The sequence below is a fragment of the Glaciecola punicea ACAM 611 genome (assembly GCF_000252165.1).
In the GTDB taxonomy this organism is placed as follows: domain Bacteria; phylum Pseudomonadota; class Gammaproteobacteria; order Enterobacterales; family Alteromonadaceae; genus Glaciecola; species Glaciecola punicea.
Genome location: NZ_BAET01000003.1, coordinates 1 through 22,542, shown reverse-complemented (window position 1 = coordinate 22,542; position 22,542 = coordinate 1). Strand labels below are relative to the sequence as shown.

The window sequence follows — 22,542 nt, the reverse complement described above, 5'->3', positions numbered from 1 at the left end:
CCAATTACTTGTTGGAAACCGAGCTGGGTAACTTTGTATTCAACGCGAATTACTACTACCGCGACGACTATCTGCTGTTTGAAACCTCTGAGTTGCTTGCTCAAGACGGTTACGGTATGGTTAATGTTAGTGTTATGTGGGAAAGTCTTGAAGGCGATTGGTATGCAAGCCTGCACGGTAAGAACTTAACTGATGAGGAATACCTAGTGGGTGGATATGACTTTGTGGGTGGGCTTGACGGGTCTGGTAATTTAACCCCTGGTTTAGGCGGTGACGTTACGCTCATTGGCTATTATGGTGACCCCAGAACGGTTCACTTAACTGTAGGTTATAGATTCTAAACGAGTGATTGAATACAATACAATTACACTTTAACGTAAAGGATGTTTTAGCAAGTCTTTATAGAAAACCTTGAAAAGCGCTGGGCAACGTAGCTTACCTAGCGCTTTTTTATGGCAGAAGTGTTACTTTTAACAGGCTGCGTCTACACAGACACCCTTGTTATTTTCTCTTAAGGCAACCTTATGTTTAAAGCACTCATTGCTGATGATCATCCTTTGTTCAGAAACGCCCTTAAACAAGTGTTAATAATGCATCCAATGCTAATTGAGGTGCAAGAGTCACAGGATTTAGCCAGCACGATTGAAAAGTTAAGCGATGACATAGACATCGATTTACTATTTCTAGATTTAAATATGCCAGGAAACGAAGGCCTTGCCGGTATTTCGGCTATTCGCGCTCAATTCCCTAATACCTTAATTATTGTGGTTTCAGCTGACGAGCAAGAGCATACCATTACTAAATGCGTAAAATTAGGCGCCAGTGCCTACATTCCAAAATCGGTAGATATGAGTGAAATTTGTGAAGCGGTTAGCCACGTGTTAGATGGCAATCAATGGCTACCTAAGGGCTATCAGTTAACGCAGCAGGCACCTACCGAAAAGCTATTTTTCCAGCAGCTAGAACAACTCACGCCACATCAACTCAAGGTGCTAAGCTTCATCGCACAAGGTCTGCTCAACAAACAAATTGCCTATGAGCTAAACATTTCAGAATCAACTGTGAAGCAACATGCCTCAGCTGTTTTGAAAAAGCTAGGCGTATACAATCGTACGCAGGCAGGCGTTATATTCAACCAAAACATGCGCTTGGATTAACGATGAAATAGTAAGGTTCAAAGCAGCCGTTAGCTTCTAATTTATGACCACTTCAAAAGGCGCTAATCGTGTCCTTTACCTCCTACTTTTCGAATAGCAGTTAAAACACACGTTTAGTCTATACAGCATTTATCGTACTAAAGTAGCGTTACATCAGACTGGGCAAAAACAGGACCAAAGCAGGGGCATAGGTAATCACAATCAACGCGAATATGAGCGCGATGATGAAGGGCCAAATCTCGCGCATGAAATCGCCTACCGACACCTTTGTGACGGAGCAAGTCGTAAACATCATAGAGCCAAATGGAGGTGTGACGCCGCCAATCATTATGTTTATAATCATGATCATTCCAAAGTGGATAGGGTCGATGCCTAAGGCAACTGCAACGGGCACTAAAAGTGGTGCAAGGATGATTAGGGCTGCGCCGCCTTCTAAAAACATACCAATGAGTAACAAAAATACGTTAATAACCGCAAGCATCATATACTTGTTAGAGGTAAATTCTAACAGCATAGCGGTAAATTCTTGTGGAATACGCTCCCAGGTTAAATAGTAACCAAACACCGAAGCAGCAACAATAATTAGTACGACTGTGCCGGTGCCATAAATCGTATCTAACAAAATATGTTTGATATGATTGAATTTAAGTTCTTTATATACAAATAACCCAATGAGAATTGAGGCAAGCACCGCTATTGCGCCAGCCTCAGTAGGTGTGAACAGGCCAAATCGTAATCCTAGAATCACGCCAAAGGGCAGCGACAGCGACCAAATTGAATCTGTAAATTGTGCTCCTATCTCGCGAAGGCTAGCGCGCTTATCTCGTGACGGTTTGTATTTACGCTTGCGAGCAATAAGCGTGACGGTGAACATCAGCGCACCCGCCATAATTATACCTGGCACATAGCCAGCCACAAATAGTTCAGCTACCGAAACCTGCGCAATCAGTGCATATATGATCATCACAATGCCCGGAGGGATTACTGGGGAAATTGCAGAAGAAGCTGCCGTAATAGCGGCAGAAAACGAGCGGCTATAGCCGCGCTTTTCCATTTGCGGCACGAGTATTTTACTTTGCATAGCGGCGTCTGCATTGGCCGAGCCTGATACACCGCCCATAAATGTGCTCATTACCACGTTTACTTGCGCCAAGCCGCCAATAAGGTGGCCCGTTAAGACTTCGGCCATTTGCATGAGTTTTCTACTTATCCCAGAATAGTTCATAACCGAACCGGCCATCACAAAAAATGGGATTGCAAGTAATGGAAAGGAGGCAGCAGAAGTAATAAACTTTTGCAATACTAGGTCAGCAGGCATACCGGCGTCAAAAAAGGTGAAGTAAAAGATGGCAGAGCCAAATAATGCGTAGGCGATAGGTATGCCGAGAAAGTAGAGTAAGAAAACGAGTAAAATAGGCAAGTAAATCATAAAGCTCGCCTTTGGCGAATATACGCAGCGACATCGTGATATAAAAACCTAATGGCGTAAAAGGTGATAAGACCAAAACCCACAACTAGCGCTGAATTAAACACTGCAGAGCTAATGCCTAACACCGCGGTAGGCTTTGCCCAAGCAATTTTAGTAAACACAATGGCCATATAAAAAATGTAGCCATTAATGGCTAGTAGAATCAAACCCGTCAAAAAGCGAACAATCTTTTCTATTTGAGTTGGCATTTTGGTAATAAGAAAGTCTATTCCCAAATCCAACTTATGTTTATAAGTAGCACTTGCACCCACAAACACGCACCACACAAAGCAGATCGTGGCGACTTCTTCCGCCCAAAATATTGAATATCCCAAGAAATAGCGTAAAAATACATTGATGATAACTAAGCTAATCATGATGATTAAAAAGATACTGCACAGAATTTCTTCGAAATATGTAAAGAAGAATTTTAGCCCTGAGGTCATTGCGAAGACCTTGCTCGAATCTTTTTAAGTTCGGCTTGAATTTGGTCGTACATTTCAACGGTTACGCCAGGCAGTTTTCCGTCGAATAAATGAATGGTTCTAGCTTCAAATGCTTCGCGGTCTACCTCATTAAACTGGACCCCTTTAGCTTGTAAATCTTTAATGACTTGGGCATGTTGGCTCTTAAGCTTGCTAATCATTTGCAGCGCTTCGTATTCAAATTCGTGCGCAATGATGAGCTGGTATTTCTCTGGTATTTTTGCCCACACTTCAGTAGAGATGTAAATGCCGCAGGTACCTAAAAAATGATTGGTAAACGCCACATTTTTTTTACCCGTTTCATACACCTTCGCGCCTAAGTTAGTAAATTCAGAACCTTCAAGCCCATCAACCACACCTTGTTGTAAGGCGCTGAAAGTTTCGCCCCAGGGCAAAGGAGTCGCATTAGCGCCCATTGTATTGATAGTTTGAATGAAGAGCTTGCTCCCGGGCGTTCTGAGCTTCACACCCTCAAGGTCTTCGGGTGTGATAATTACCCTATCGGTGATTAAGTTTCGAAAACCAAATATATACTGCAGAGAAAGTACTTTAATGCCCTTGTCTTCGAGCTTCTTCACCCAGTCTTGCACTAAAGGCGTCTTGATAATTTCCATATATTCATCAAAATTGTTGTATAGCATTGGACCCACTAAGGCAGTGAATTCAGGGACATAATCGCCAATGTAAGAAGGGTCTTCGACTGAAATGAAATACGCGCCGCGCATTACCATTTCAACGCCGTCTTTATATGCTGCTATTTGTGCGCCAGGATAAGTGAGCACCCGAACGGCCCCGTTGGTTTTATTGTTAATGCGCTCAGCGACTAACTCAATGGACTTTGCGAGCTCTTCATTTACGTTGAAAACATGGCTTAATCGTAAGGTAATCGTGAATTCTTCATCTTCCTTATCTTTGCTACAGCCAAAAGGAAGAATTAACAATAAAAAGAAAACGCTGAGGACTTTAAGCTTTGGTAATTTCAACATAATATAATATGAAAATCATGGCGAAAGGTTACAGAAGAATAAACCACTATCTTGGTCTATGCAACAGGGCTAACTTTCATCATATTCGTTCAAATTTTGGTAATTGGACAGCGCAACAAAATAGCAATAGCTCAAAGTAATCGCAAAATAGTGCCTTAAAGTACTAAAATTTATTGTCGATTTATAATTACTGATTTGCAATTCTTTGCAATAAACGCTTCAAAGCGGCTTGCTTGATAGGTTTAGGTAAGTATTGCATGTTGTTTTCGTAGGCCATAGCCTGTAAGGATTCACTTCTGTCTGCGCTACTAACAATAGTATTGACGCGTACATTTAAATTATCTTGAATAGACAAAGCGACATCAATCCCGTTATCACCGTCATTCAAATGGTAATCGGCTATTATGAGGTTAGGCACAAAGTTGCTTTTATCTATTAGCTTAAGGGCGCCTTGCTTGCTAGTCGCACTTTTTACGATCCCACCCCATGTTTGCAGTAAGGTAACTAGCGCGGTGGCCACGGCGCTGTCATTTTCAAGCACTAAAATGCGTTTACTCCCTAGAATAGGAGGTTTGTCGTCAAATAGTTCAAGGGATCGCGAAGGCGATACCATTACTCTTTTATTACTCTGGGGTAGCCCAATGCTAAATACCGATCCTTGGCCAACAGTCGAATGTAGGTCAACGCGAAAGCCTAAAAGCTGACTTATTTTATCTACAATGGTAAGGCCTAAGCCTAAACCTTGATGGGGACTGTGGGTGTCAATACGCTGAAACTCATTAAAAATTGCCTGCTGGTCTTCTTTGGCAATACCACTGCCCGTATCGGCCACGACCAGTTCACACATGGCGTTTTTTCTTCGCCTTACGCCAATAATTACTTTTCCACTGGCGGTATATTTTATTGCGTTAGACAATAAGTTTTGGATTATTCGCGAGGTTAAGCGGCGGTCAGTTTCAAGCCATACACTGGTGCGAATGTAGCGCAGTTTAAGGTTCTTTTGTGCCGCAAGCACCGAAAACTCAATCACCAGTGATGACAGTAATTGATCAAGTGCAAAGCTTGTAAGGTTGGGTTTAATTAAGTTATTTTCTAACTTGGTGATATCTACTAGCATAGCGAGCAAGGACTCGGCGTTGTCTAAGCTATTGACTAAATTATCAGCTAATTCAGCCTCGTTACTGAGCACTAGGCTTGTGTTTTTATTACGGCTGAGTTTTTCACGCAGCATTGACGCAAAAATACCTGCGGCGTTTAATGGCTGCATCAGATCATGGCTAGTTGCGGCTAAAAACTTTGTTTTGCTAATGTTGGCTTGTTCGGCATCATTTTTAGCTAAGCGCAGTTCATAGGTGCGCTGCTCAACCCGTTTTTCAAGATGAATTTTAGCGGCCTCAAGTTCATTTTGAATATGGATATACTCAGTAATATCGGCGTAGCAGGTAATGTAGCCACCGGCGGGCAGGGCATTACCCGTTATTTCTACCACTTTGTTGTGAATTTGTGGTCGCACTGTCTTGTAAGATTTTCCGATTAACATACTTTGCATGCGTTTGTTTATTTTATGGTGAATATCATCAGGTGCTTGCTGGCGTCCTAAAAGACCTCTGTTGGCATTAAACTTTAGAATATCAAGAATGGGTCTACCTACCTGTAAATAACCTTTTGGATAGTCAAAAATATCTTCATAAATAGCATTCCACGCCACTAGCTTTAGGTTAGTGTCAACCACACTTACGCCAAGCGGTAAATGCGTAATAGAGGCTTGCAGTACTTCAAAGTTAAACTGGAAGTCTTTACCAGCCTCATTCACCAGTTCGGTTAGCTTTTGCTTAGAAATAGGCTCAGCATTTGCAATAGCGCTCAACAGAATACGTGTAGAAGCTTTACCCATATGTGATGCTAGCAGATTTTCTGCTTTGTTTAGCACATTACTAGGCGCGATATCATCTTGTTTAATACCTACGAAAACAACCTGATCGCGAAAGGTCTGCGCGGCTGCATGCGGCAGTATTTGATCCGTTAAGGTTAGTAAGTCGCTAAATTTTATATCGCTGTGTAAGTTACTTAATGCGGATGATGCATAGGGATTGCTCACCTTATTGTCGGTGAGTATCGACACAATAGCCAGCAACAGTAAATTAATCGCAAATGATAGAAATAAAACAAAGGCGATATTTTCGCTTTCCACTAAATCTAGCGTTACCGGGCTTACCTGCAGGTATGTTTGCGCATCAAGCTGAGGTGCAAGGGCTGGCACAAGCATGCCAATAATAATAGTAAGCACACCGGCGACAATACCGACAAAGGCGCCATACTTATTAGCACGTCGCCAGTAGATGCCCAGCAAAATAGCTGGAAAGGTTTGTGATAGCAACGACAGCGCAATAGTGCCGGTTTGCGCCAGAGGCGCCTCTTGGCTTATGTGTAAATGGTAAATATAGGCAATACACAGCATCACCAAAATAGTCAATTGACGGATCCGTAAAATCTGCCGACCCGATAACTTCAAGCTATTATTAACCAGATTATTTTGCGGCGCAGATTCAACAATGGCTCGCTTTACTTTACTGGCGTTTAGCCAAAACAATAAGGGCGTAATAAGACTATTTGTGACCATATTGCCCAATGCGAGCGTAGCGACGATTACCATAGAGCTAGAAGCGGCTAAACCGCCAATAAAAGCTATCAGAGCAATAGGCATATTCTGCGCCGCAATTGGCATTGCCAGTACGTAGCTGTCGGTGGTGACATTCACAGGCGCGGTGCTTTGAGTGATTAATAAAGGACTTTGTGCATCGCCAAAAACAATCATGCCGCCCAGCGCAATAGGCAAAATAAAAATAGACATGCCGATTAAGTAGGCGGGGAAAAGCCAGCGGGCCTGTCGTATTTCATCATTGTGTCGATTTTCCACAAAGTTGATGTGAAACTGCCGCGGCAGGCAAAACATAGAGCAAACGCCCAGCAGCACGTGGCTGGTGTAAATCCACACAGCGAAAGGTTTTGTCATCAGCTCAAGGGTAGGTTCATACGCTAGGCTGCGCTGAGCTAGGTCAACAAGTCCATCAAAAATACCGTAAACAACAAATAGACCTACCGCTAATAAGGCGACAATTTTGACCACAGACTGAGCGGCTATGGTAAGCATTAACCCAGGGTTGTGATCGGTTAAACTCATGTTGCGTGCACCAAACCAAATGGCAAATACAGCCATGCCGAAGGTTACGTAAAAGCTGATAGAGTTTGACCAGTCATTAACATCAACAATAAGAAGGTTAAGCGCCAGCGTGATCGCGTCAAGCTGCAGCGCAATATAAGGAATAACGCCCAAAAAGCAAATGCTGGTAATAAGCACCGCAATGCTGTTTGAATGGTTGTAGCGTACGCTGATAAATTCAGCAATAGATGAAATATTGTATTGTTTACAAATGGTATTTACGCGTATTAACAGCCGGTAGCCAAACAGCATAACAATGATAACGCCTAAATAAGTCGGCACCAAGGGCCAACCGAACTGCGCTGCTTGGGTTGTGGTGCCAAAAAAAGCCCACGACGTGCAGTGAATACCAAGGGCGAGGGAATAAACAGATTTAGGCAGTTTTTTGGCTTTATTGCCTACAGTGGCTATTGCCACTAATAGCAGCATATAGCCAAGGGTAACGCATATTAGTGTCCAAATTGAAAACATAAAAGCGTGCTCTGTTTATGTTCGCCCTAAGCAGGCATTAGCCTATTTTCTTGTACTTCAGGCGATGAGGCTCAACCGCTTCTTGGCCATAGGTTTGTTTTAACCAAGCTTCGTAGTCGTTGTAGTTACCTTCATAAAAATTAACTTTGCCTTCGTCGCGATAATCGAGGATGTGAGTGGCTATGCGATCTAAAAACCATCGGTCGTGCGAAATCACCAATGCACAACCAGGAAACTCTAAAATCGCATTTTCTAGTGCACGCAGGGTCTCTACATCAAGATCGTTGGTGGGCTCATCGAGTAAAAGCGTGTTGCCGCCGGCTTTTAATAACTTTGCCAAATGCACCCGATTTCGTTCACCACCCGACAAATCTTTTATGAATTTGGACTGGTCGGTGCCCTTAAAGTTAAAGCGGCTGCAGTAAGCGCGGCTGTTTAATTCGAAGCGGCCAATTTTAACGATGTCCATGCCGTCAGATATTTCCTGATACACGGTTTTAGATTCATCCATGTGATCTCTGAACTGATCGACGCTGGCAATATCCACGGAATCGCCTATGTCGATGGTGCCTGAGTCGGGCTTCTCTTTCCCCGTAATCATTTTAAATAAGGTCGATTTACCGGCGCCGTTTGGTCCAATAATGCCAACAATAGCGCCTTTTGGCACCGTGAACGTCATGTCGTCTATTAACTGCCTGTCACCATAGGCCTTACGCAGCCCTTTAATTTCTATGACTTTGTCACCCAAGCGCTCACCCGGCGGTATGAATAGCTCATTGGTTTCATTACGCTTTTGATAATCGGCTGTGCTGAGTTCTTCAAAGCGAGCCATGCGTGATTTACTTTTAGCATGACGACCTTTAGGGTTTGTACGCACCCACTCTAGTTCTTGCTTTATAGAGCGTTGGCGAGCATTTTCAGTGCGATCTTCTTGGGCTAAACGGGCGTCTTTTTGCTCTAACCAAGACGAATAGTTGCCTTCCCATGGAATACCTTCACCGCGGTCAAGCTCTAAAATCCAGCCCGCTACGTTATCTAAGAAATAACGGTCATGGGTAATGGCCACTACGGTGCCTTCGTAGTCATGTAAGAAGCGTTCAAGCCATGCAACTGATTCTGCATCTAAGTGGTTGGTGGGTTCGTCGAGCAGTAGCATTTCAGGTTTTTCAAGCAACAGTTTGCACAGTGCTACGCGGCGTTGTTCACCGCCCGACAAGGTTTTGACATCGGCGTCCCACGGCGGTAAACGAAGGGCATTGGCAGCGCGCTCTAGAGCGTTCTCTATGTTGTGACCGTCTTTTGCTTGAATAATGGCTTCAAGTTCGCCTTGTTCTTTGGCTAGTGCGTCAAAGTCGGCGTCGGGCTCAGCGTAGGCGGCATATACTTGGTCAATGCGTTTTAAAGCGTTCATAACATCGGCCACGGCAAGTTCAATATTACCGCGCACGTCTTTGCTTTCATCAAGCTTGGGCTCCTGCGGTAAATAGCCAATTTTTAAACCCAGCTGCGGTCTGGCTTCACCTTCTATGTCGGTGTCAAGGCCCGCCATAATACGCAGCAAGGTAGACTTACCTGAACCATTAAGACCCAGTACACCAATTTTTGCGCCAGGAAAAAAACTTAAACTGATATTTTTGAGAATATGACGATTAGGCGGGACAACTTTGCCTACTCTATGCATACTATAAACGTATTGAGCCATGTGTGTTGGGTTCCCGTATAAATAAAATTAAACATAGAATAGTGTAGTCTAGATTCCGCGCTTACGTAAGAGTAAAGTCTACATAATAACAATTCATCGAATAGGAAAACATATGACAGGCAAAACCTTAGCACAAATCGCGCAAGCAATTGGCGGCGAAACGAAAGGCGATGCTAGCGTGGTGATTACGCAGATGGGTGATTTAGGTAAAGCGCAGCCGCATCAATTGTCATTTTTGTCTAACGCTAAGTTTGCCAAAGATTTAGCCACAACCAAAGCCGGCGGCGTTATATTGCGTGTTCATGATGCGGTTAATTACACGGGTAATGCAATTATTATGAGTGACCCTTACGTCGGCTTTGCAAAAGCCGCGCAGTTATTAGACAGCACCCCGGTACAAGAAAGAGGCATTGCGCCTAGTGCAGTGGTGCACCCAAGCGCCAAACTAGGCGACAACGTAAGCGTAGCTGCAGGCGCGGTGGTCAGTGCACACGCTATTGTCAGTGACAATGTGGTAATAGGCGCAAACTGTTTTATAGGCGAGCTAGCTATTTTAGGTGCCGGTGTTAATTTACGCGCCAATGTGACCATTTATCATAGGGTAGAGCTGGGTCAAAATGTCTCCATTCATAGCGGCACCGTTATTGGCTGTGACGGCTTTGGCTATGCAAACGAAAAAGGCAGCTGGACCAAAATTCCGCAAACCGGCACGGTTGTCATTGGCGAAGGCACTGAGATAGGCGCAAACTGCGCCATAGACAGAGGTGCCATTGGCAATACTATTATTGGTAAAAACTGCATCATAGACAACTTAGTGCACATTGCCCACAACGTTGAAATTGGCGATCACTCCTGTATTTGCGGTGCAACAGGTATTGCGGGTAGCGCTGTTTTGGGCAAATATGTGGTGGTTGCGGGACAATGTGCTATTAATGGGCACATTCGCATTGCCGACGAGGTCCAAATTACCGGCCAAAGTATGGTAACCAAAAGCATTAAAGAGGCGGGTGTGTATTCATCTGGTATGCCTGTTGCGCCCAATAGACTGTGGCAAAAAAATACTGTTCAGCTCAGACAAATAGGTAAGTTAGTCGACAGAGTGAAAGCGCTTGAGCAAGCTGCAAAAAATAGCCCTTCAAAATAGCCATCTATAAAGGCGCAATATGCTTTACACAAGCGTCATCAGATTTTCTTTTTATACCCTATACAAAGCTATTAAAAACGCTACAATATAGGTCTTTCAAATTCTTCTTTTGCAATTTATCTAGTGTTAAGCAAAAGTATAGACAACAACTTTGCTTTACGCGCTTTTACAAGAACCAGGAGCCCCCATGTTATCACGCAGTATGAATATAGCCGACTATGATCCCGAATTGTCGGACGCAATGGAAGCTGAGAAACGTCGTCAAGAACATCATATCGAATTGATTGCATCTGAAAACTATTGTAGTCCAAGAGTACTAGAAGCCCAAGGTTCGCAGTTAACCAATAAATATGCGGAAGGCTATCCTGGTAAGCGCTATTACGGCGGCTGTGAACATGTTGATATAGCAGAGCAATTGGCCATAGATCGCGCGAAAGAATTATTTGGTGCTGACTATGCCAACGTTCAGCCTCACTCAGGCTCGCAAGCAAATACTGCGGTGTTCATGGCTTTAATAGAAGCAAACGATACGGTACTAGGCATGAGCTTGGCCGACGGCGGACACTTGACTCACGGATCACACGTAAACTTTTCGGGCAAAACCTACAATGCAGTGCAGTATGGTTTACACCCCGATACTGGTGTGATTGACTATGATAAGGTTGAAGCCTTAGCAATAGAGCATAAACCAAAACTAATTATAGGTGGCTTCTCGGCCTACTCAGGCATCGTTGACTGGGCACGTTTTAGAGAAATTGCGGATAAGGTAGGCGCGTATTTACTGGTCGATATGGCTCACGTTGCGGGTTTAGTCGCGGCGGGTGTTTATCCAAGTCCTCTTCCTTACGCCCATGTGGTTACCACCACAACGCATAAAACGCTTGCGGGTCCACGCGGCGGTTTAATTGTATCAGCGTGTGGTGATGAAGCGCTCTATAAAAAATTCAACAGTGCAGTATTTCCTGGCAATCAAGGTGGCCCCTTGTGCCATGTGATTGCCGCAAAAGCGGTAGCGTTTAAAGAAGCCTTAGAGCCAGAATTCAAAACGTATCAGCAGCAAGTGCTTAAAAATGCGAAAAAAATGTGCGCGGTACTAATGGACAGAGGCTACAAAGTAGTGTCAAACGGCACTGAGAATCACTTGTTTTTACTCGATTTAATAGATAAAGACATTACCGGTAAAGCGGCCGACGCGGCTTTGGGCCATGCCAACATTACGGTGAATAAAAACTCGGTGCCAAACGATCCGCGCTCACCCTTCGTGACCAGTGGTTTACGTATTGGCACGCCGGCTATAACCCGCAGAGGCTTTAAGGAGACCGAAGCCGAACAGGTAGCCAACTTGATGTGTGATGTCTTAGATAATATTGATGACGAAAGTGTAATTGACCGTGTACGTGGCGAAGTGGTAGCGCTTTGTGAACGCTTCCCTGTGTATGGCTAAGGCTAAACAACTGCAGTACAAAAGGCAGTTAATCTTGCACAAAGACACGAGCGCTGTGTTTGAGAGCTCGATGATGCAAAAAGGAGCTAGATAATTCTGGCTTTTTTTATATACACACGATATTCACAGCCGGTATTAATAGCATGCCAATTTTATAGGAGTTGTCTATATGTTTTGCCCTTTTTGCCGCGCGCAAGAAACCAAAGTGATCGATTCTCGCTTAGTATCAGGTGGTGAGCAAATAAGACGCAGACGTCAATGCATCGAATGCGCTGAGCGCTTTACTACTTTTGAATTTGCTGAACTGGTCATGCCAAAGGTAATAAAACGCGATCAAACTCGAGAACCCTTTAACGAAGATAAGCTGTCAGCTGGATTAATGCGAGCACTGGAAAAACGCCCTGTGAGTACCGAGGCTATCGAGCAAACGATGAATAAAATTAAATCGGAATTACGTGCAACGGGTGAGCGCGAAATAAAAAGCGAATTGATAGGTGAACTCATTATGCAGGCTTTACGTAATCTTGATAAGATTGCTTACGTAAGATTCGCCTCAGTTTATCGCTCATTCGAAGACGTGAAAGAGTTTAGTGAAGAAATTGCACGCTTATCGGATGAGTAATATATTCTTCAAATGTCGCCTTAATGCCTGAAATGTAGGGGCAAGTCCAGCCCATCAACTGCGGCTAAAGTATTATTAAAGAGTATTTATGTCAGACATTCAAGCCAATAGCGTGTTTTCTGTTTTTGATGCAAAAATGATGGGTAAAGCATTACAACTTGCGCGTCGAGGCGTCTTTTCAACGACTCCTAATCCCCATGTAGGCTGCATAATAACTAACGCGCAAAACCAAGTTGTGGGTGAAGGTTTCCATAAGAAAGCAGGTCAAGGTCATGCTGAAGTACAAGCGCTTCAGCAAGCCAAAGCTAATGCCGTAGGCGCTACTGCCTATGTTACTTTGGAGCCATGTGCTCACTACGGCCGCACCCCGCCTTGTGCTCAAGCGCTCATAGATGCGAAAATTAAAAAAGTATTCATTGCCTGTATTGACCCTAATTTTCAGGTTCGTGGTAAAGGCATTGCTATGCTAACCCAAGCTGGCATAGAAGTATCGATTGGCTTGATGCAAGAAAGTGCATTGGCACTCAATAAAACATTTTTCTTTTCCCTTCAACATAAACGTCCTTTCATTAGCGTAAAGTTAGCCGCTAGCCTAGACGGCAAGACAGCATTGGCCAGCGGCGAAAGCAAATGGATAACCGGACCTTTGGCGCGCGCCGATGTCCAAAAACATCGAGCCTCAGCGTGTGCAATACTCACCGGGGCTGACACCGTAATACATGATGACCCTCAGTTAAACGTGCGCATCGCTGAATTACCTGCTGATATATCTGAGCAGTTTCTATGGCGTGAACAGCAGCCTTTGCGTGTTATAATTGACTCAGCTAATCGATTAAGCGCGATTAAGTACAAAATTTGTAACGATGGCCACGCGACCTTAGTTTATAATGCAGTTAAAAATGAAGCGTTGAACTACAAAGAGGGTGGCGCTTGCTGGCAAAAGCAAGTGCCGATTATTGAAAAAAAAGGGCGGCAATTTGTCGATTTGCATGCCGTTTTATCAGACTTGCACACAATGGGTATAAACCATTTATGGGTTGAAGCCGGTGAGAAACTTACCGGTGCGCTGTTTGATTTAGAGCTTGTAGATGAGTTAATTTTATATCAAGCGCCCAAAATATTGGGCAGTGCGGCAAGGGGTTTGACCCGAGCAACGAGCAAAAACAGCTTGCAACAAGCGATGGTAGGTAAGGTCACCTCGTTAAGCCTACTTGGGCCTGACACTAAAACTATCATTGAATTTTCACACTAACACAGCAGGGTTTACGTAATATGTTTACGGGAATAATAGAAGCGATTGGTAGCATAAGTACCTTAACTGATTTGGGCGACAATTTTCGCTTAGTCGTAAAAACGGGTAAAATGGACATGGGCGATGTCCATTTAGGCGACAGTATTGCCACCAGTGGCGTATGCCTGACGGTGGTAGATAAAGGCTCCGATTTTTATGCCGCTGATGTATCTGCAGAAACCATCAAACTAACAGGTTTTGCGCACTATAGTGTGGGCCATAAGGTAAACCTTGAAAAAGCGATGCTGACCAACAGTCGCTTTGGTGGACATATTGTTAGTGGTCACGTAGACGGTGTGGGTAAAGTAGAGGCCATCAATGAACACAGCAACTATATTGAAGTATGGGTTAAAGCACCTGCTGAACTGGCCAAGTATATTGCCCACAAAGGCTCCATTACGGTAGATGGGGTTAGTTTAACGGTGAATGAAGTAAAAGGCGCTTCGTTTATGCTGTGGTTAATTCCACATACGCTGAAAGAAACAGTTATTGGACAGTATAAAGTCGGTACTCATGTCAATTTAGAAGTTGATGTAATTGCACGTTACTTAGAGCGATTATTACTGGGCGACAAAGCGGCCGATGACAACACACATGCAGGCAGTGACTTAAGTATGGCATTTTTGGCTGAACACGGCTATTTGAAGTAGAAGAAACACATACACCTTCACAATAAAGGGATATTTATGGCACTAAACACCACCGCGGAAATTATAGAAGATATTAGGCTAGGCAAAATGGTCATTTTGATGGATGACGAAGATCGCGAAAACGAAGGCGATCTTATTATGGCTGCGGAGCACGTTACGCCCGAGGCAATTAATTTTATGGTAACGCATGCCAGAGGTTTAGTATGCCTGCCTATGACGCAAGAACGCTGCAAGCGCTTGAAACTGCCCTTAATGGTTGACAACAACGGCGCACAGTTTTCAACTAACTTTACGGTTTCTATTGAGGCCGCTAAAGGCGTAACCACTGGCATATCGGCGGCTGACAGAGCGGCAACCATATTAGCCGCGGTTAACAAAGAAGCAGTAAGTGAAGATATTGTTCAGCCCGGGCATATTTTTCCACTTATCGCCAAAGAGGGTGGCGTGTTAAACAGAGCAGGCCACACCGAGGCAGGTGTAGATCTTCCGCGCTTAGCAGGTCTTGAGCCGGCTGGCGTAATTGTAGAGATACTAAACGCTGACGGCTCAATGGCAAGGCGCCCTGAACTTGAAGTATTTGCCAAAAAACACAATATTAAAGTAGGTACTATTGCCGAACTGATTGAGTACAGGAACTTAAACGAAACGACTATCGAGAAAGTCGCAACGTGCAAGTTGCCTACTGCTTTCGGTGAATTTGATTTAATAACGTACAAAGATATCATCGATGAGCAGATTCACTTCGTACTGCAAAAAGGGCCTATTATCGAAAATCAGCCAACTATCGTCAGAGTGCATCTGCATAACACGCTGAGCGATTTGTTAGGCTCAACCCGTGCCATTAATCGTTCTATGCCCTTAACCAGCGCAATGGAGCGTATCGCTAAAGACGGCGGCGTAATTGTGGTGCTAGGTAAAAAAGAAGATTTAGTCTCACAGGTAAAACTGTTTGAAGCACAAGACAATGGTCAAGTTGACGTTGGCAAAACATGGGAAGGCTCTTCTCGTACCGTTGGCGTTGGTAGCCAGATTTTGCAAAGTTTAGGTATTACAAAGATGCGCTTGTTAAGCAAGCCAATTAAGTACACAGCGCTTTCTGGCTTCGGTCTAGAAGTAATAGAATACATCCACGATTAAACATAGTGTAAAAATAACATAAGTAACTAAGATTCAGTTATAAATAATGATTTATTGCTGGTCCTTTATGCTACAATTTTCGCCGGTTTTTACAGGAGTTTAAAATACATGAAAATAATTGAAGGTAACACACGCGCAACAGGCAAAAAATTTGCCGTAGTAGTCTCTCGTTTCAATAGTTTTGTTGTAGAAAGCCTGCTTGACGGCGCGCTAGACACGCTAGAACGTATTGGCGAAGTAAACCCTGACGACATTACGGTTATTCGTGTCCCCGGTGCTTATGAGCTGCCTATTGTGGCTAAAAAAGCAGCCATGTCGGGTAAGTTTCACGCTATAATAGCCTTAGGTGCAGTCATTCGCGGCGGCACACCGCACTTTGAATTTGTGGCCGGCGAATGCAACAAAGGCTTGGCTCAAGTATCATTAGACGCCACTATCCCCCTTGCTTTTGGTGTGCTAACGGTAGACACAATTGAGCAAGCCATAGAACGTTCAGGCACAAAAGCCGGAAATAAAGGTGTAGAAGCAGCACACAGTGCGCTTGAAATGGTGAATGTACTAGCGGCCATTGACGAGGCGCTATAGTGAAACCAGCCCATCGTAAACAAGCCCGCATACTTGCTCTACAGGCACTGTACGCGTGGTTAATGAGTGGAAATGACATTAAGCAAATAGAGCTTAGCATTGCCACCACCAATGACATGACCAAAGTAGACTTGTCCTACATGCAAGATATACTTATCGGTGTTACCCAAGATGTGCAAAGTCTAGATAAACTGTATAAGCCGTATTTGGGACGCTTGCCAGAAGAACTCGATCCTATTGAAAAATCTATCATGCGCTTAGCAACGGTTGAGCTTAGAGACCGCCTCGATACTCCTTATAAGGTGGTCATTAACGAAGCGATTGAGCTTGCGAAAACGTTTGGCGCTGAAGAGAGCCATAAGTTCATAAACGGCGCCCTCGACAAAGCTGTTAAAACACTCAGAAAAGATGAAAGAAGCTAAGGTTTGAACGAATTCAGCTTAATAAACAAGTACTTTGCCGAATCTAGTTTTGTTCGCAAAGACGTCATAATAGGCATTGGCGACGACGCCGCCATTACACAGGTCCCTCAAAATCAGAGCTTAGCCACCACCACTGACACGCTTTTAAAAGGTGTTCACTTCTTGGCCAATACGAGTCCCCAAGATATTGCGCATAAAGCTATTGCCGTTAATTTAAGTGACTTAGCGGCAATGGGCGCAGAACCAAGTTGGTTGAGTTTATCACTTACGATGCCTGATGCCGACGAAGTTTGGCTACAGGGGTTCAGTGAAAAGGTGGCTGAGCTAACCGAGTATTTCTCGGTCCAACTTATCGGTGGTGACACCGTAAAAGGGCCTTTGTCTATTACTATCACCGCACAAGGGTTTGTTCCTCAAGACAGTGTCTTAACGCGTGACGGCGCAAAAAATGGTGACTGGATTTTTGTTACCGGCACTCTTGGAGATGCTGGCGCAGGCTTGGATATACTGCGCAATAAGCTAACCGGTGACGATGCGAGCGCTAGCGATTATCTAGTAGCTCGGCACAGACGTCCAACCCCTCGCGTATTAGCAGGCACTGTGTTGAGACGCCTAGCTAGCGCCTGTATTGATGTGTCTGACGGCTTACTGCAAGATGTTATGCACATTGCTAAGGCTTCGGGAACAGGCGTAATTTTACATGTAGACAGGCTGCCTATTTCAGATGCATTACGTAGTTATGTAAAGGATTTACATCAGGCTTTTGGCTACGCTGCATCGGCGGGCGATGACTATGAACTTTTGTTCACAGTGCCCGAAGAACATAGAAATACTGTGCAAACAGCTTTAGACAGCTATTCCATTATGCATACTTGTATCGGGCAAATGACAGGCGCAATCGGTAAACTTGATTTGAAGTTAAACGAAAAACCCTATACTTTATATGATTGTGAACGCGTTGGTTACAGCCACTTTTGAGTACACTATGGAAAAATCCTTAAGAGCTAAAGTAAACTTGTATCATCCAGCACATTTTTTGGGCTTCGGCTTTGGCTCAGGTTTAGTGGGGCTAATGCCTGGTACAATGGGCTCTTTAGTTGCCATCCCCATTGTTATATTAATGAGCTACTTGGCGCTTATCCCCTATGTGATATTAACTACAGTAGCAGCTGTTGGTGGTATTTATATATGCCAAAAAGTAAGTGACGATATGGGTGTTCACGATCATGGCGCAATTGTATGGGATGAAATAGTCGGCATGATGATCGTGTTTATTGCTATTCCTATCAGTTGGCATAGTCTGCTGATTGGATTTTTATTATTTCGGGTATTTGACATTTTAAAACCTTGGCCTATCAGTTTCTTAGATAAGAACGTGCATGGAGGTTGGGGTATTATGGTTGACGATATCGTGGCTGGTTTCTTTTCACTGATATGTCTGCATTTAATTTATATAGGCTTAGCGTATTTTGAGAAGGTGCTGTAACGAGCAGCTTAACACTGCTCGCTTACAACGCGATACTTATAGCGTGATTGCCTGCACCACATTTAGTCCTAAATAACCTTTGTTATGCTAAAAAAGCCGTTACAGAAGCTATAATTCCTTTCGCATCGATACCAAGTTCTTGGTACATTTCTTGTTGGGTCGCCTGCATAATGAATTCATCAGGGAAGCCAAGCGGAAGTACTTGGACAAGTGTTTTATTGGCCTGCAAGGCCTCCATTACTGCACTGCCTGCACCTCCCATAATGGCGCCGTCTTCAAGTGTGACTAATAACTCGTGGTGATTGGCGGCGAGCAGTAGCGCTTTGGTATCTAATGGCTTAACAAAGCGCATGTCTATTACGCTAGCGTTTAGTGCTTCTGCCGCTTTGAGCGCCTCAGGCAGCAATGTGCCAAAATTGAGGATAGCCACCTTAGCATTTTTGCCGTTTTTGCCGCTGCTGCTTACCTTTATTTCGCGCATAGTTCGGCTTTTGCCAAGCTCTATAGCGTTCATTGTAGACTCTACCTCAATGCCCATACCGCTGCCTCTTGGATAGCGAACACTTGCGGGGCTGTTAGCTATATGCCCAGTGTACAGCATATTCCTACATTGAGCTTCATCACTGGGCGTCATAATGATCATGTTTGGAATGCATCGCAAATAGCTAATATCAAACGCGCCTTGGTGAGTAGGGCCATCAGCACCGACTAAACCTGCGCGGTCTATGGCAAATAAAACGGGTAAGTTTTGTAACGCTACATCGTGAATAAGCTGGTCGTACGCGCGCTGCAAAAAAGTCGAGTATATAGCTACCACAGCATGCTTTTTTTCTATTGCAAGACCGGCTGCCAGCGTGACGCTATGCTGCTCAGCTATGCCCACATCAATATACTGCTTAGGGAACTGCTGCGAAAATTTTACCATACCTGAGCCTTCGCGCATCGCCGGAGTGATTGCAATGAGGTCAGGATCTACCTTAGCCATGTCGCAAAGCCAATCGCCAAAAATAGCAGAGAAAGTTGGATTGCCCGGCTTTGAAGTGGGGAATTTTTCAGTGGTATGATCAAACTTAGGCACAGCGTGCCACTTTATAGGATCCTGTTCTGCTTGCTCGTATCCTTTGCCTTTTTTAGTCACAATGTGCAAAATTTTAGGCCCTTTCATACTTCTCATATTCGAGAGTGTATCTACAAGAACGTCCACATCATGTCCGTCAATTGGTCCAATATAATTAAACCCTAACTCTTCAAAAATAGTACCCGGCACGACCATACCTTTAAGATGTTCTTCAGCCTTGCTGGCAAATTCTTTAATAGGCGGAACGCTAGATAGAATCTTTTTACCACTGTCACGAATAGAATTGAAAAAGTTGCCAGTGAGTAATCGAGCCAAGTGGCTGTTTAAAGCCCCTACATTTTCAGAAATAGACATCTCATTGTCATTCAGCACAATGGTCAAATCTTTATTGATGTCTCCAGCGTGGTTAAGTGCTTCAAAGGCCAAACCAGCCGTGAGCGCCCCATCGCCTATAACAGCAACGACTTTACGACCTTTACTTTCTTGTTCAGCGGCTATGGCCATGCCAAGTGCTGCACTGATTGAAGTAGATGAATGACCTACCGCAAAAGTATCGTATTCACTTTCAGGTGGCCAAGGGAAAGGATGCAGGCCGTCTTTTTGACGAATGGTGGACATGCGGTCACGCCGGCCAGTAAGAATTTTATGTGAATAGGCTTGATGACCCACATCCCAAATTAGCCTGTCAAACGGTGTTTTATAAACGTAATGAAGAGCTACTGTGAGCTCAACAGTGCCTAAATTAGAAGCGAAATGTCCGCTACTTTGACTCACGCTGTCCAATAAAAACTGGCGTAACTCATTGGCAATAATGCGCAGCTTTGCCTTAGGTTGCTGTCTTAGCTCGCTAGGGATATTCACCCTCGCTAAATTAGGGTAATGATTAAGATTAAGGATCATGTATTTCGTATTCTTCTACTGTCGTTGCTCTTAGCTAATTTCAAAATGTGCGGGTAACCATAAAATCAGTAAAAGTTTCTAATTTTTCGGTATTATACGCTAATGAGCGTAAAGCTTGTATGGCCAAATAATGATGTTTATTTAATTCTTGTTTTGCGTTCTCCAAACCCAGCAATGACACAAAGGTCGACTTGTTCGCCTGCTGGTCTGAACCCTGCGGCTTGCCTAGTGTTTGCGTGTCGGCGGTAACGTCTAAAATATCATCTTGAATTTGAAATGCTAAACCAATATGTTCGGCAAACTGCTGTAACACTGTTTTTTCAGAAGTAGTAATATTTTCACTTAACAAGCAAGGGAGTGTTACACAAACCTTAAGCAAAGCACCGGTTTTTAAGGCATGTAGTTGGTTTAACTGCGCTAATGAAATTTGCTTGTTGGTTGAGCTTAAATCAATGCTTTGCCCCCCTACCATGCCCGCTGGCCCCGCAGCTTTGCTCAAGGCTAGAATAAGCTCGTGCTGACGTAAGCTTGCGCGAGGATTTAATTTAGCGCTGGCAAGAATTTGAAATGCCATGCTTTGTAGGGCATCGCCAGCAAGTATAGCCATTGCTTCGCCAAACTTCACATGACATGTAGGATTTCCTCGACGCAGTTCATCGTCATCCATCGCCGGCAGGTCGTCGTGCACAAGTGAATAAGCATGGATACATTCTATTGCAAGTGCCACTGGTATGAGTTCTTTTTTGTTCACATCAAGTAATTCACCTACTAAGCTAACAAGCAATGGGCGCATACGTTTACCCCCATTTAGCAGCGCGTATTCAAGCGCCTGTTGTAAGGCTTTGTCAACGATGCCCTGCTGCTCTACAAAGTGCATAAAGTACTCAGTTAGCTGGCTGGCAGTGGCATTAAGGTTGCTTTGTAAAGATGCAGGGATTGACATTTTTAATGCGCCATATTTTTATTCGGCAAATTCGGATAAGGTGTCAGGATTGCCGCTGGTGTTGGTCAATATCTTGACTTTTTGTTCTGCATCTTGAAGTAGCTTTTGAGTATGACGAGCAAGTGTAACACCGCGTTCAAACTGCTTAAGTGATGCCTCTAAAGGAATTTCGCCACGCTCCATTTCAAGCACAATAGTGTCTAATTCAGCCATGGCCTGTTCAAACGATAAATCATCTATTTTCATTTAACGTAACTCTTAATATCAATGTTATGAACCTTACCCGACAGACCATACAAATTCAATTATTAGGTGAATAAAACAGGTAATTTTCCATAAAGATTGTAAATAAAAGGCTGTTAACCAGTAAGTAAAGAAAAGACTAATTAGTAAGCCCAGTAAAAGCTCTCAAAAAAAATGAGGGCAATATGATTGTTTGCAAACAATAACGATCTGCATTGGCAAAGACATCAATAAAGCAGGCACATTTAGAGGCGGGACGTCAGCGCAAACCTTTAATCAAAGTGCAGCTGCCACTGTGCTTACGTATTTTGAGGATGCCGAGCGGGCTAGAGTATAAAATAGACGAGTAGAGATTGCTATAATATAGAAAAACCGGAAGCTTTCCGATCCAGTGTCAGAGCCTGACCCAGTCTAAGCCCAAGGCCCATTCAATTAGCCTCTGCTGAGAACTTGCCTGTGCTGAGGTTTGCGCATTACTAACTGCAGTGTGCTAATAGCGCGTTCTAAAAAACCGCCCTCGCAGTAATTTAAATAATACTGCCACATACGCATAAAGCGCTCGTCGTAACCGTCTTCGGCCAAGGCTTCTTTTTGCGTGCTAAACGCTACAAACCAATCTTGCAGGGTTTGCGCATAGTCTAGACCGATGTCTTGAATATCGGCAATTGATAAATCAGTGTCTTTTTTCAAATGTTTATTAATAATCATTTGCGAGGGCAAATAGCCGCCCGGGAAAATATACTTTTGAATGAAGTCGACGCTTTTAGAGTAGCTTGCATGGCGCCTGTCATCAATGATGATTGACTGAAGCAGCATTAAACCATCGGGTTTGAGTAGCGATGAGCACTTTTTGAAGAAGGTTGTAAGGTAGCGTTTTCCAACCGCTTCAATCATTTCAATTGATACAAGTTTGTCATATTCACCTTCAAGTAAACGATAATCCTGTTTTAACAAGGTGATTTTATCGCTTAGGCCTTCTTTGTTTATCCACTGCTGGGCGTAGGCATGCTGTTCTTCAGATATTGTGGTGGTCGTGACTTTACAGCCGTAATTTTTCGCAGCGTGAATAGCCAAACCTCCCCAGCCAGTGCCTATTTCCATTAGATGG

At 43.9% G+C, this 22,542-nt stretch carries 21 protein-coding genes and 1 pseudogene; 13 read left to right on the top strand and 9 right to left on the bottom strand.

Going from position 1 to position 22,542, the window contains the following annotated elements; translation table 11 throughout:
* Window positions 1-341 (top strand): annotated as a pseudogene (locus tag GPUN_RS00980) (TonB-dependent receptor); the annotation flags it as partial.
* A 183-nt stretch (window positions 342-524) separates the two neighbouring features.
* Window positions 525-1,157: a response regulator gene (locus GPUN_RS00975; protein ID WP_006002518.1), complete on the top strand. Its 633-nt coding sequence runs from the start codon at window positions 525-527 to the stop codon at window positions 1,155-1,157.
* A 148-nt stretch (window positions 1,158-1,305) separates the two neighbouring features.
* On the opposite strand, the gene GPUN_RS00970 is transcribed toward GPUN_RS00975, so the two are convergent.
* From GPUN_RS00970 to ettA, 5 genes are all read right to left on the bottom strand, one after another.
* Window positions 1,306-2,586 (bottom strand): TRAP transporter large permease, encoded by a 1,281-nt coding sequence (locus tag GPUN_RS00970; protein ID WP_006002516.1) that lies wholly within the window; start codon window positions 2,584-2,586, stop codon window positions 1,306-1,308.
* On the bottom strand, window positions 2,583-3,071 hold the full coding sequence (locus GPUN_RS00965) for a TRAP transporter small permease (protein WP_006002514.1): 489 nt from the start codon (window positions 3,069-3,071) through the stop codon (window positions 2,583-2,585). Before GPUN_RS00965 ends, GPUN_RS00970 begins: the two co-directional genes overlap by 4 nt.
* Complete coding sequence (locus tag GPUN_RS00960) at window positions 3,068-4,096, bottom strand: C4-dicarboxylate TRAP transporter substrate-binding protein (RefSeq protein WP_006002512.1); 1,029 nt, start codon at window positions 4,094-4,096, stop codon at window positions 3,068-3,070. The genes GPUN_RS00965 and GPUN_RS00960 overlap by 4 nt, the downstream gene beginning before the upstream one ends.
* Window positions 4,097-4,283: 187 nt before the next feature.
* Window positions 4,284-6,716, bottom strand: a complete 2,433-nt coding sequence (locus GPUN_RS00955; RefSeq protein WP_439644178.1) for a hybrid sensor histidine kinase/response regulator — start codon at window positions 6,714-6,716, stop codon at window positions 4,284-4,286.
* Between the two features lie 1,108 nt (window positions 6,717-7,824).
* A complete protein-coding gene (gene ettA / locus GPUN_RS00950; RefSeq protein ID WP_006002508.1) occupies window positions 7,825-9,489 on the bottom strand; it encodes an energy-dependent translational throttle protein EttA in 1,665 nt (554 codons plus the stop codon).
* Between the two features lie 112 nt (window positions 9,490-9,601).
* On the opposite strand from ettA, the gene lpxD reads away from it, so the two are divergent.
* The 10 genes from lpxD to GPUN_RS00900 all read left to right on the top strand — a co-directional run bounded on the left by lpxD (window position 9,602) and on the right by GPUN_RS00900 (window position 18,270).
* Window positions 9,602-10,633, top strand: a complete 1,032-nt coding sequence (gene lpxD / locus GPUN_RS00945; protein WP_006002506.1) for a UDP-3-O-(3-hydroxymyristoyl)glucosamine N-acyltransferase — start codon at window positions 9,602-9,604, stop codon at window positions 10,631-10,633.
* Window positions 10,634-10,820: 187 nt separating this feature from the next.
* On the top strand, window positions 10,821-12,077 hold the full coding sequence (gene glyA, locus GPUN_RS00940; RefSeq protein ID WP_006002504.1) for a serine hydroxymethyltransferase: 1,257 nt from the start codon (window positions 10,821-10,823) through the stop codon (window positions 12,075-12,077).
* 169 nt (window positions 12,078-12,246) lie between these two features.
* Window positions 12,247-12,699: a transcriptional regulator NrdR gene (nrdR, locus tag GPUN_RS00935; RefSeq protein WP_006002502.1), complete on the top strand. Its 453-nt coding sequence runs from the start codon at window positions 12,247-12,249 to the stop codon at window positions 12,697-12,699.
* An 88-nt stretch (window positions 12,700-12,787) separates the two neighbouring features.
* On the top strand, window positions 12,788-13,951 hold the full coding sequence (gene ribD, locus GPUN_RS00930) for a bifunctional diaminohydroxyphosphoribosylaminopyrimidine deaminase/5-amino-6-(5-phosphoribosylamino)uracil reductase RibD (RefSeq protein ID WP_006002500.1): 1,164 nt from the start codon (window positions 12,788-12,790) through the stop codon (window positions 13,949-13,951).
* Window positions 13,952-13,971: 20 nt separating this feature from the next.
* Window positions 13,972-14,640 (top strand): riboflavin synthase, encoded by a 669-nt coding sequence (locus tag GPUN_RS00925; RefSeq protein ID WP_006002498.1) that lies wholly within the window; start codon window positions 13,972-13,974, stop codon window positions 14,638-14,640.
* 36 nt (window positions 14,641-14,676) lie between these two features.
* Window positions 14,677-15,777, top strand: a complete 1,101-nt coding sequence (ribBA, locus tag GPUN_RS00920; RefSeq protein ID WP_006002496.1) for a bifunctional 3,4-dihydroxy-2-butanone-4-phosphate synthase/GTP cyclohydrolase II — start codon at window positions 14,677-14,679, stop codon at window positions 15,775-15,777.
* A gap of 108 nt (window positions 15,778-15,885) precedes the next feature.
* Window positions 15,886-16,362 carry a 6,7-dimethyl-8-ribityllumazine synthase gene (ribH, locus tag GPUN_RS00915; RefSeq protein WP_006002495.1) on the top strand — a complete coding sequence of 159 codons (477 nt, stop codon included), beginning with the start codon at window positions 15,886-15,888 and terminating at the stop codon, window positions 16,360-16,362.
* Window positions 16,362-16,784, top strand: a complete 423-nt coding sequence (nusB, locus tag GPUN_RS00910; protein ID WP_006002494.1) for a transcription antitermination factor NusB — start codon at window positions 16,362-16,364, stop codon at window positions 16,782-16,784. Before ribH ends, nusB begins: the two co-directional genes overlap by 1 nt.
* A gap of 3 nt (window positions 16,785-16,787) precedes the next feature.
* The gene (thiL, locus tag GPUN_RS00905; protein ID WP_006002493.1) at window positions 16,788-17,762 is read left to right on the top strand and encodes a thiamine-phosphate kinase; all 975 of its coding nucleotides are present in this window, start codon (window positions 16,788-16,790) and stop codon (window positions 17,760-17,762) included.
* Between the two features lie 7 nt (window positions 17,763-17,769).
* Window positions 17,770-18,270, top strand: coding sequence for a phosphatidylglycerophosphatase A family protein (locus GPUN_RS00900; RefSeq protein ID WP_006002492.1), 501 nt, complete (start codon window positions 17,770-17,772; stop codon window positions 18,268-18,270).
* Between the two features lie 82 nt (window positions 18,271-18,352).
* Here the strand turns inward: GPUN_RS00900 and dxs are convergent, their stop codons facing one another.
* Genes dxs through GPUN_RS00885 form a run of 3 tightly spaced genes read right to left on the bottom strand, consistent with a single transcriptional unit; the run spans window position 18,353 to window position 21,437 of the window.
* A complete protein-coding gene (gene dxs / locus GPUN_RS00895) occupies window positions 18,353-20,248 on the bottom strand; it encodes a 1-deoxy-D-xylulose-5-phosphate synthase (protein ID WP_006002491.1) in 1,896 nt (631 codons plus the stop codon).
* Between the two features lie 40 nt (window positions 20,249-20,288).
* Entirely contained in the window at window positions 20,289-21,191 is a 903-nt protein-coding gene (locus GPUN_RS00890) for a polyprenyl synthetase family protein (RefSeq protein ID WP_006002490.1), read from the bottom strand.
* Window positions 21,192-21,209: 18 nt separating this feature from the next.
* Window positions 21,210-21,437, bottom strand: a complete 228-nt coding sequence (locus GPUN_RS00885) for an exodeoxyribonuclease VII small subunit (protein WP_006002489.1) — start codon at window positions 21,435-21,437, stop codon at window positions 21,210-21,212.
* A gap of 190 nt (window positions 21,438-21,627) precedes the next feature.
* On the opposite strand from GPUN_RS00885, the gene GPUN_RS14305 reads away from it, so the two are divergent.
* Complete coding sequence (locus GPUN_RS14305) at window positions 21,628-21,771, top strand: hypothetical protein (RefSeq protein WP_006002488.1); 144 nt, start codon at window positions 21,628-21,630, stop codon at window positions 21,769-21,771.
* Between the two features lie 95 nt (window positions 21,772-21,866).
* Here the strand turns inward: GPUN_RS14305 and GPUN_RS00880 are convergent.
* A partial coding sequence (locus tag GPUN_RS00880; RefSeq protein ID WP_040519925.1) for an SAM-dependent methyltransferase occupies window positions 21,867-22,542 on the bottom strand: 676 nt, incomplete at its 5' end.

Bases quoted from the DNA above. Each gene is read 5' to 3' on its own strand.
- GPUN_RS00975 (WP_006002518.1), top strand. From the start codon at position 525: ATGTTTAAAGCACTCATTGCTGATGATCATCCTTTGTTCAGAAACGCC.
- GPUN_RS00970 (WP_006002516.1), bottom strand. From the start codon at position 2,586: ATGATTTACTTGCCTATTTTACTCGTTTTCTTACTCTACTTTCTCGGC.
- GPUN_RS00965 (WP_006002514.1), bottom strand. From the start codon at position 3,071: ATGACCTCAGGGCTAAAATTCTTCTTTACATATTTCGAAGAAATTCTG.
- GPUN_RS00960 (WP_006002512.1), bottom strand. From the start codon at position 4,096: ATGTTGAAATTACCAAAGCTTAAAGTCCTCAGCGTTTTCTTTTTATTG.
- GPUN_RS00955 (WP_439644178.1), bottom strand. From the start codon at position 6,716: ATGGTCACAAATAGTCTTATTACGCCCTTATTGTTTTGGCTAAACGCC.
- ettA (WP_006002508.1), bottom strand. From the start codon at position 9,489: ATGGCTCAATACGTTTATAGTATGCATAGAGTAGGCAAAGTTGTCCCG.
- lpxD (WP_006002506.1), top strand. From the start codon at position 9,602: ATGACAGGCAAAACCTTAGCACAAATCGCGCAAGCAATTGGCGGCGAA.
- glyA (WP_006002504.1), top strand. From the start codon at position 10,821: ATGTTATCACGCAGTATGAATATAGCCGACTATGATCCCGAATTGTCG.
- nrdR (WP_006002502.1), top strand. From the start codon at position 12,247: ATGTTTTGCCCTTTTTGCCGCGCGCAAGAAACCAAAGTGATCGATTCT.
- ribD (WP_006002500.1), top strand. From the start codon at position 12,788: ATGTCAGACATTCAAGCCAATAGCGTGTTTTCTGTTTTTGATGCAAAA.
- GPUN_RS00925 (WP_006002498.1), top strand. From the start codon at position 13,972: ATGTTTACGGGAATAATAGAAGCGATTGGTAGCATAAGTACCTTAACT.
- ribBA (WP_006002496.1), top strand. From the start codon at position 14,677: ATGGCACTAAACACCACCGCGGAAATTATAGAAGATATTAGGCTAGGC.
- ribH (WP_006002495.1), top strand. From the start codon at position 15,886: ATGAAAATAATTGAAGGTAACACACGCGCAACAGGCAAAAAATTTGCC.
- GPUN_RS00900 (WP_006002492.1), top strand. From the start codon at position 17,770: ATGGAAAAATCCTTAAGAGCTAAAGTAAACTTGTATCATCCAGCACAT.
- dxs (WP_006002491.1), bottom strand. From the start codon at position 20,248: ATGATCCTTAATCTTAATCATTACCCTAATTTAGCGAGGGTGAATATC.
- GPUN_RS00890 (WP_006002490.1), bottom strand. From the start codon at position 21,191: ATGTCAATCCCTGCATCTTTACAAAGCAACCTTAATGCCACTGCCAGC.
- GPUN_RS00885 (WP_006002489.1), bottom strand. From the start codon at position 21,437: ATGAAAATAGATGATTTATCGTTTGAACAGGCCATGGCTGAATTAGAC.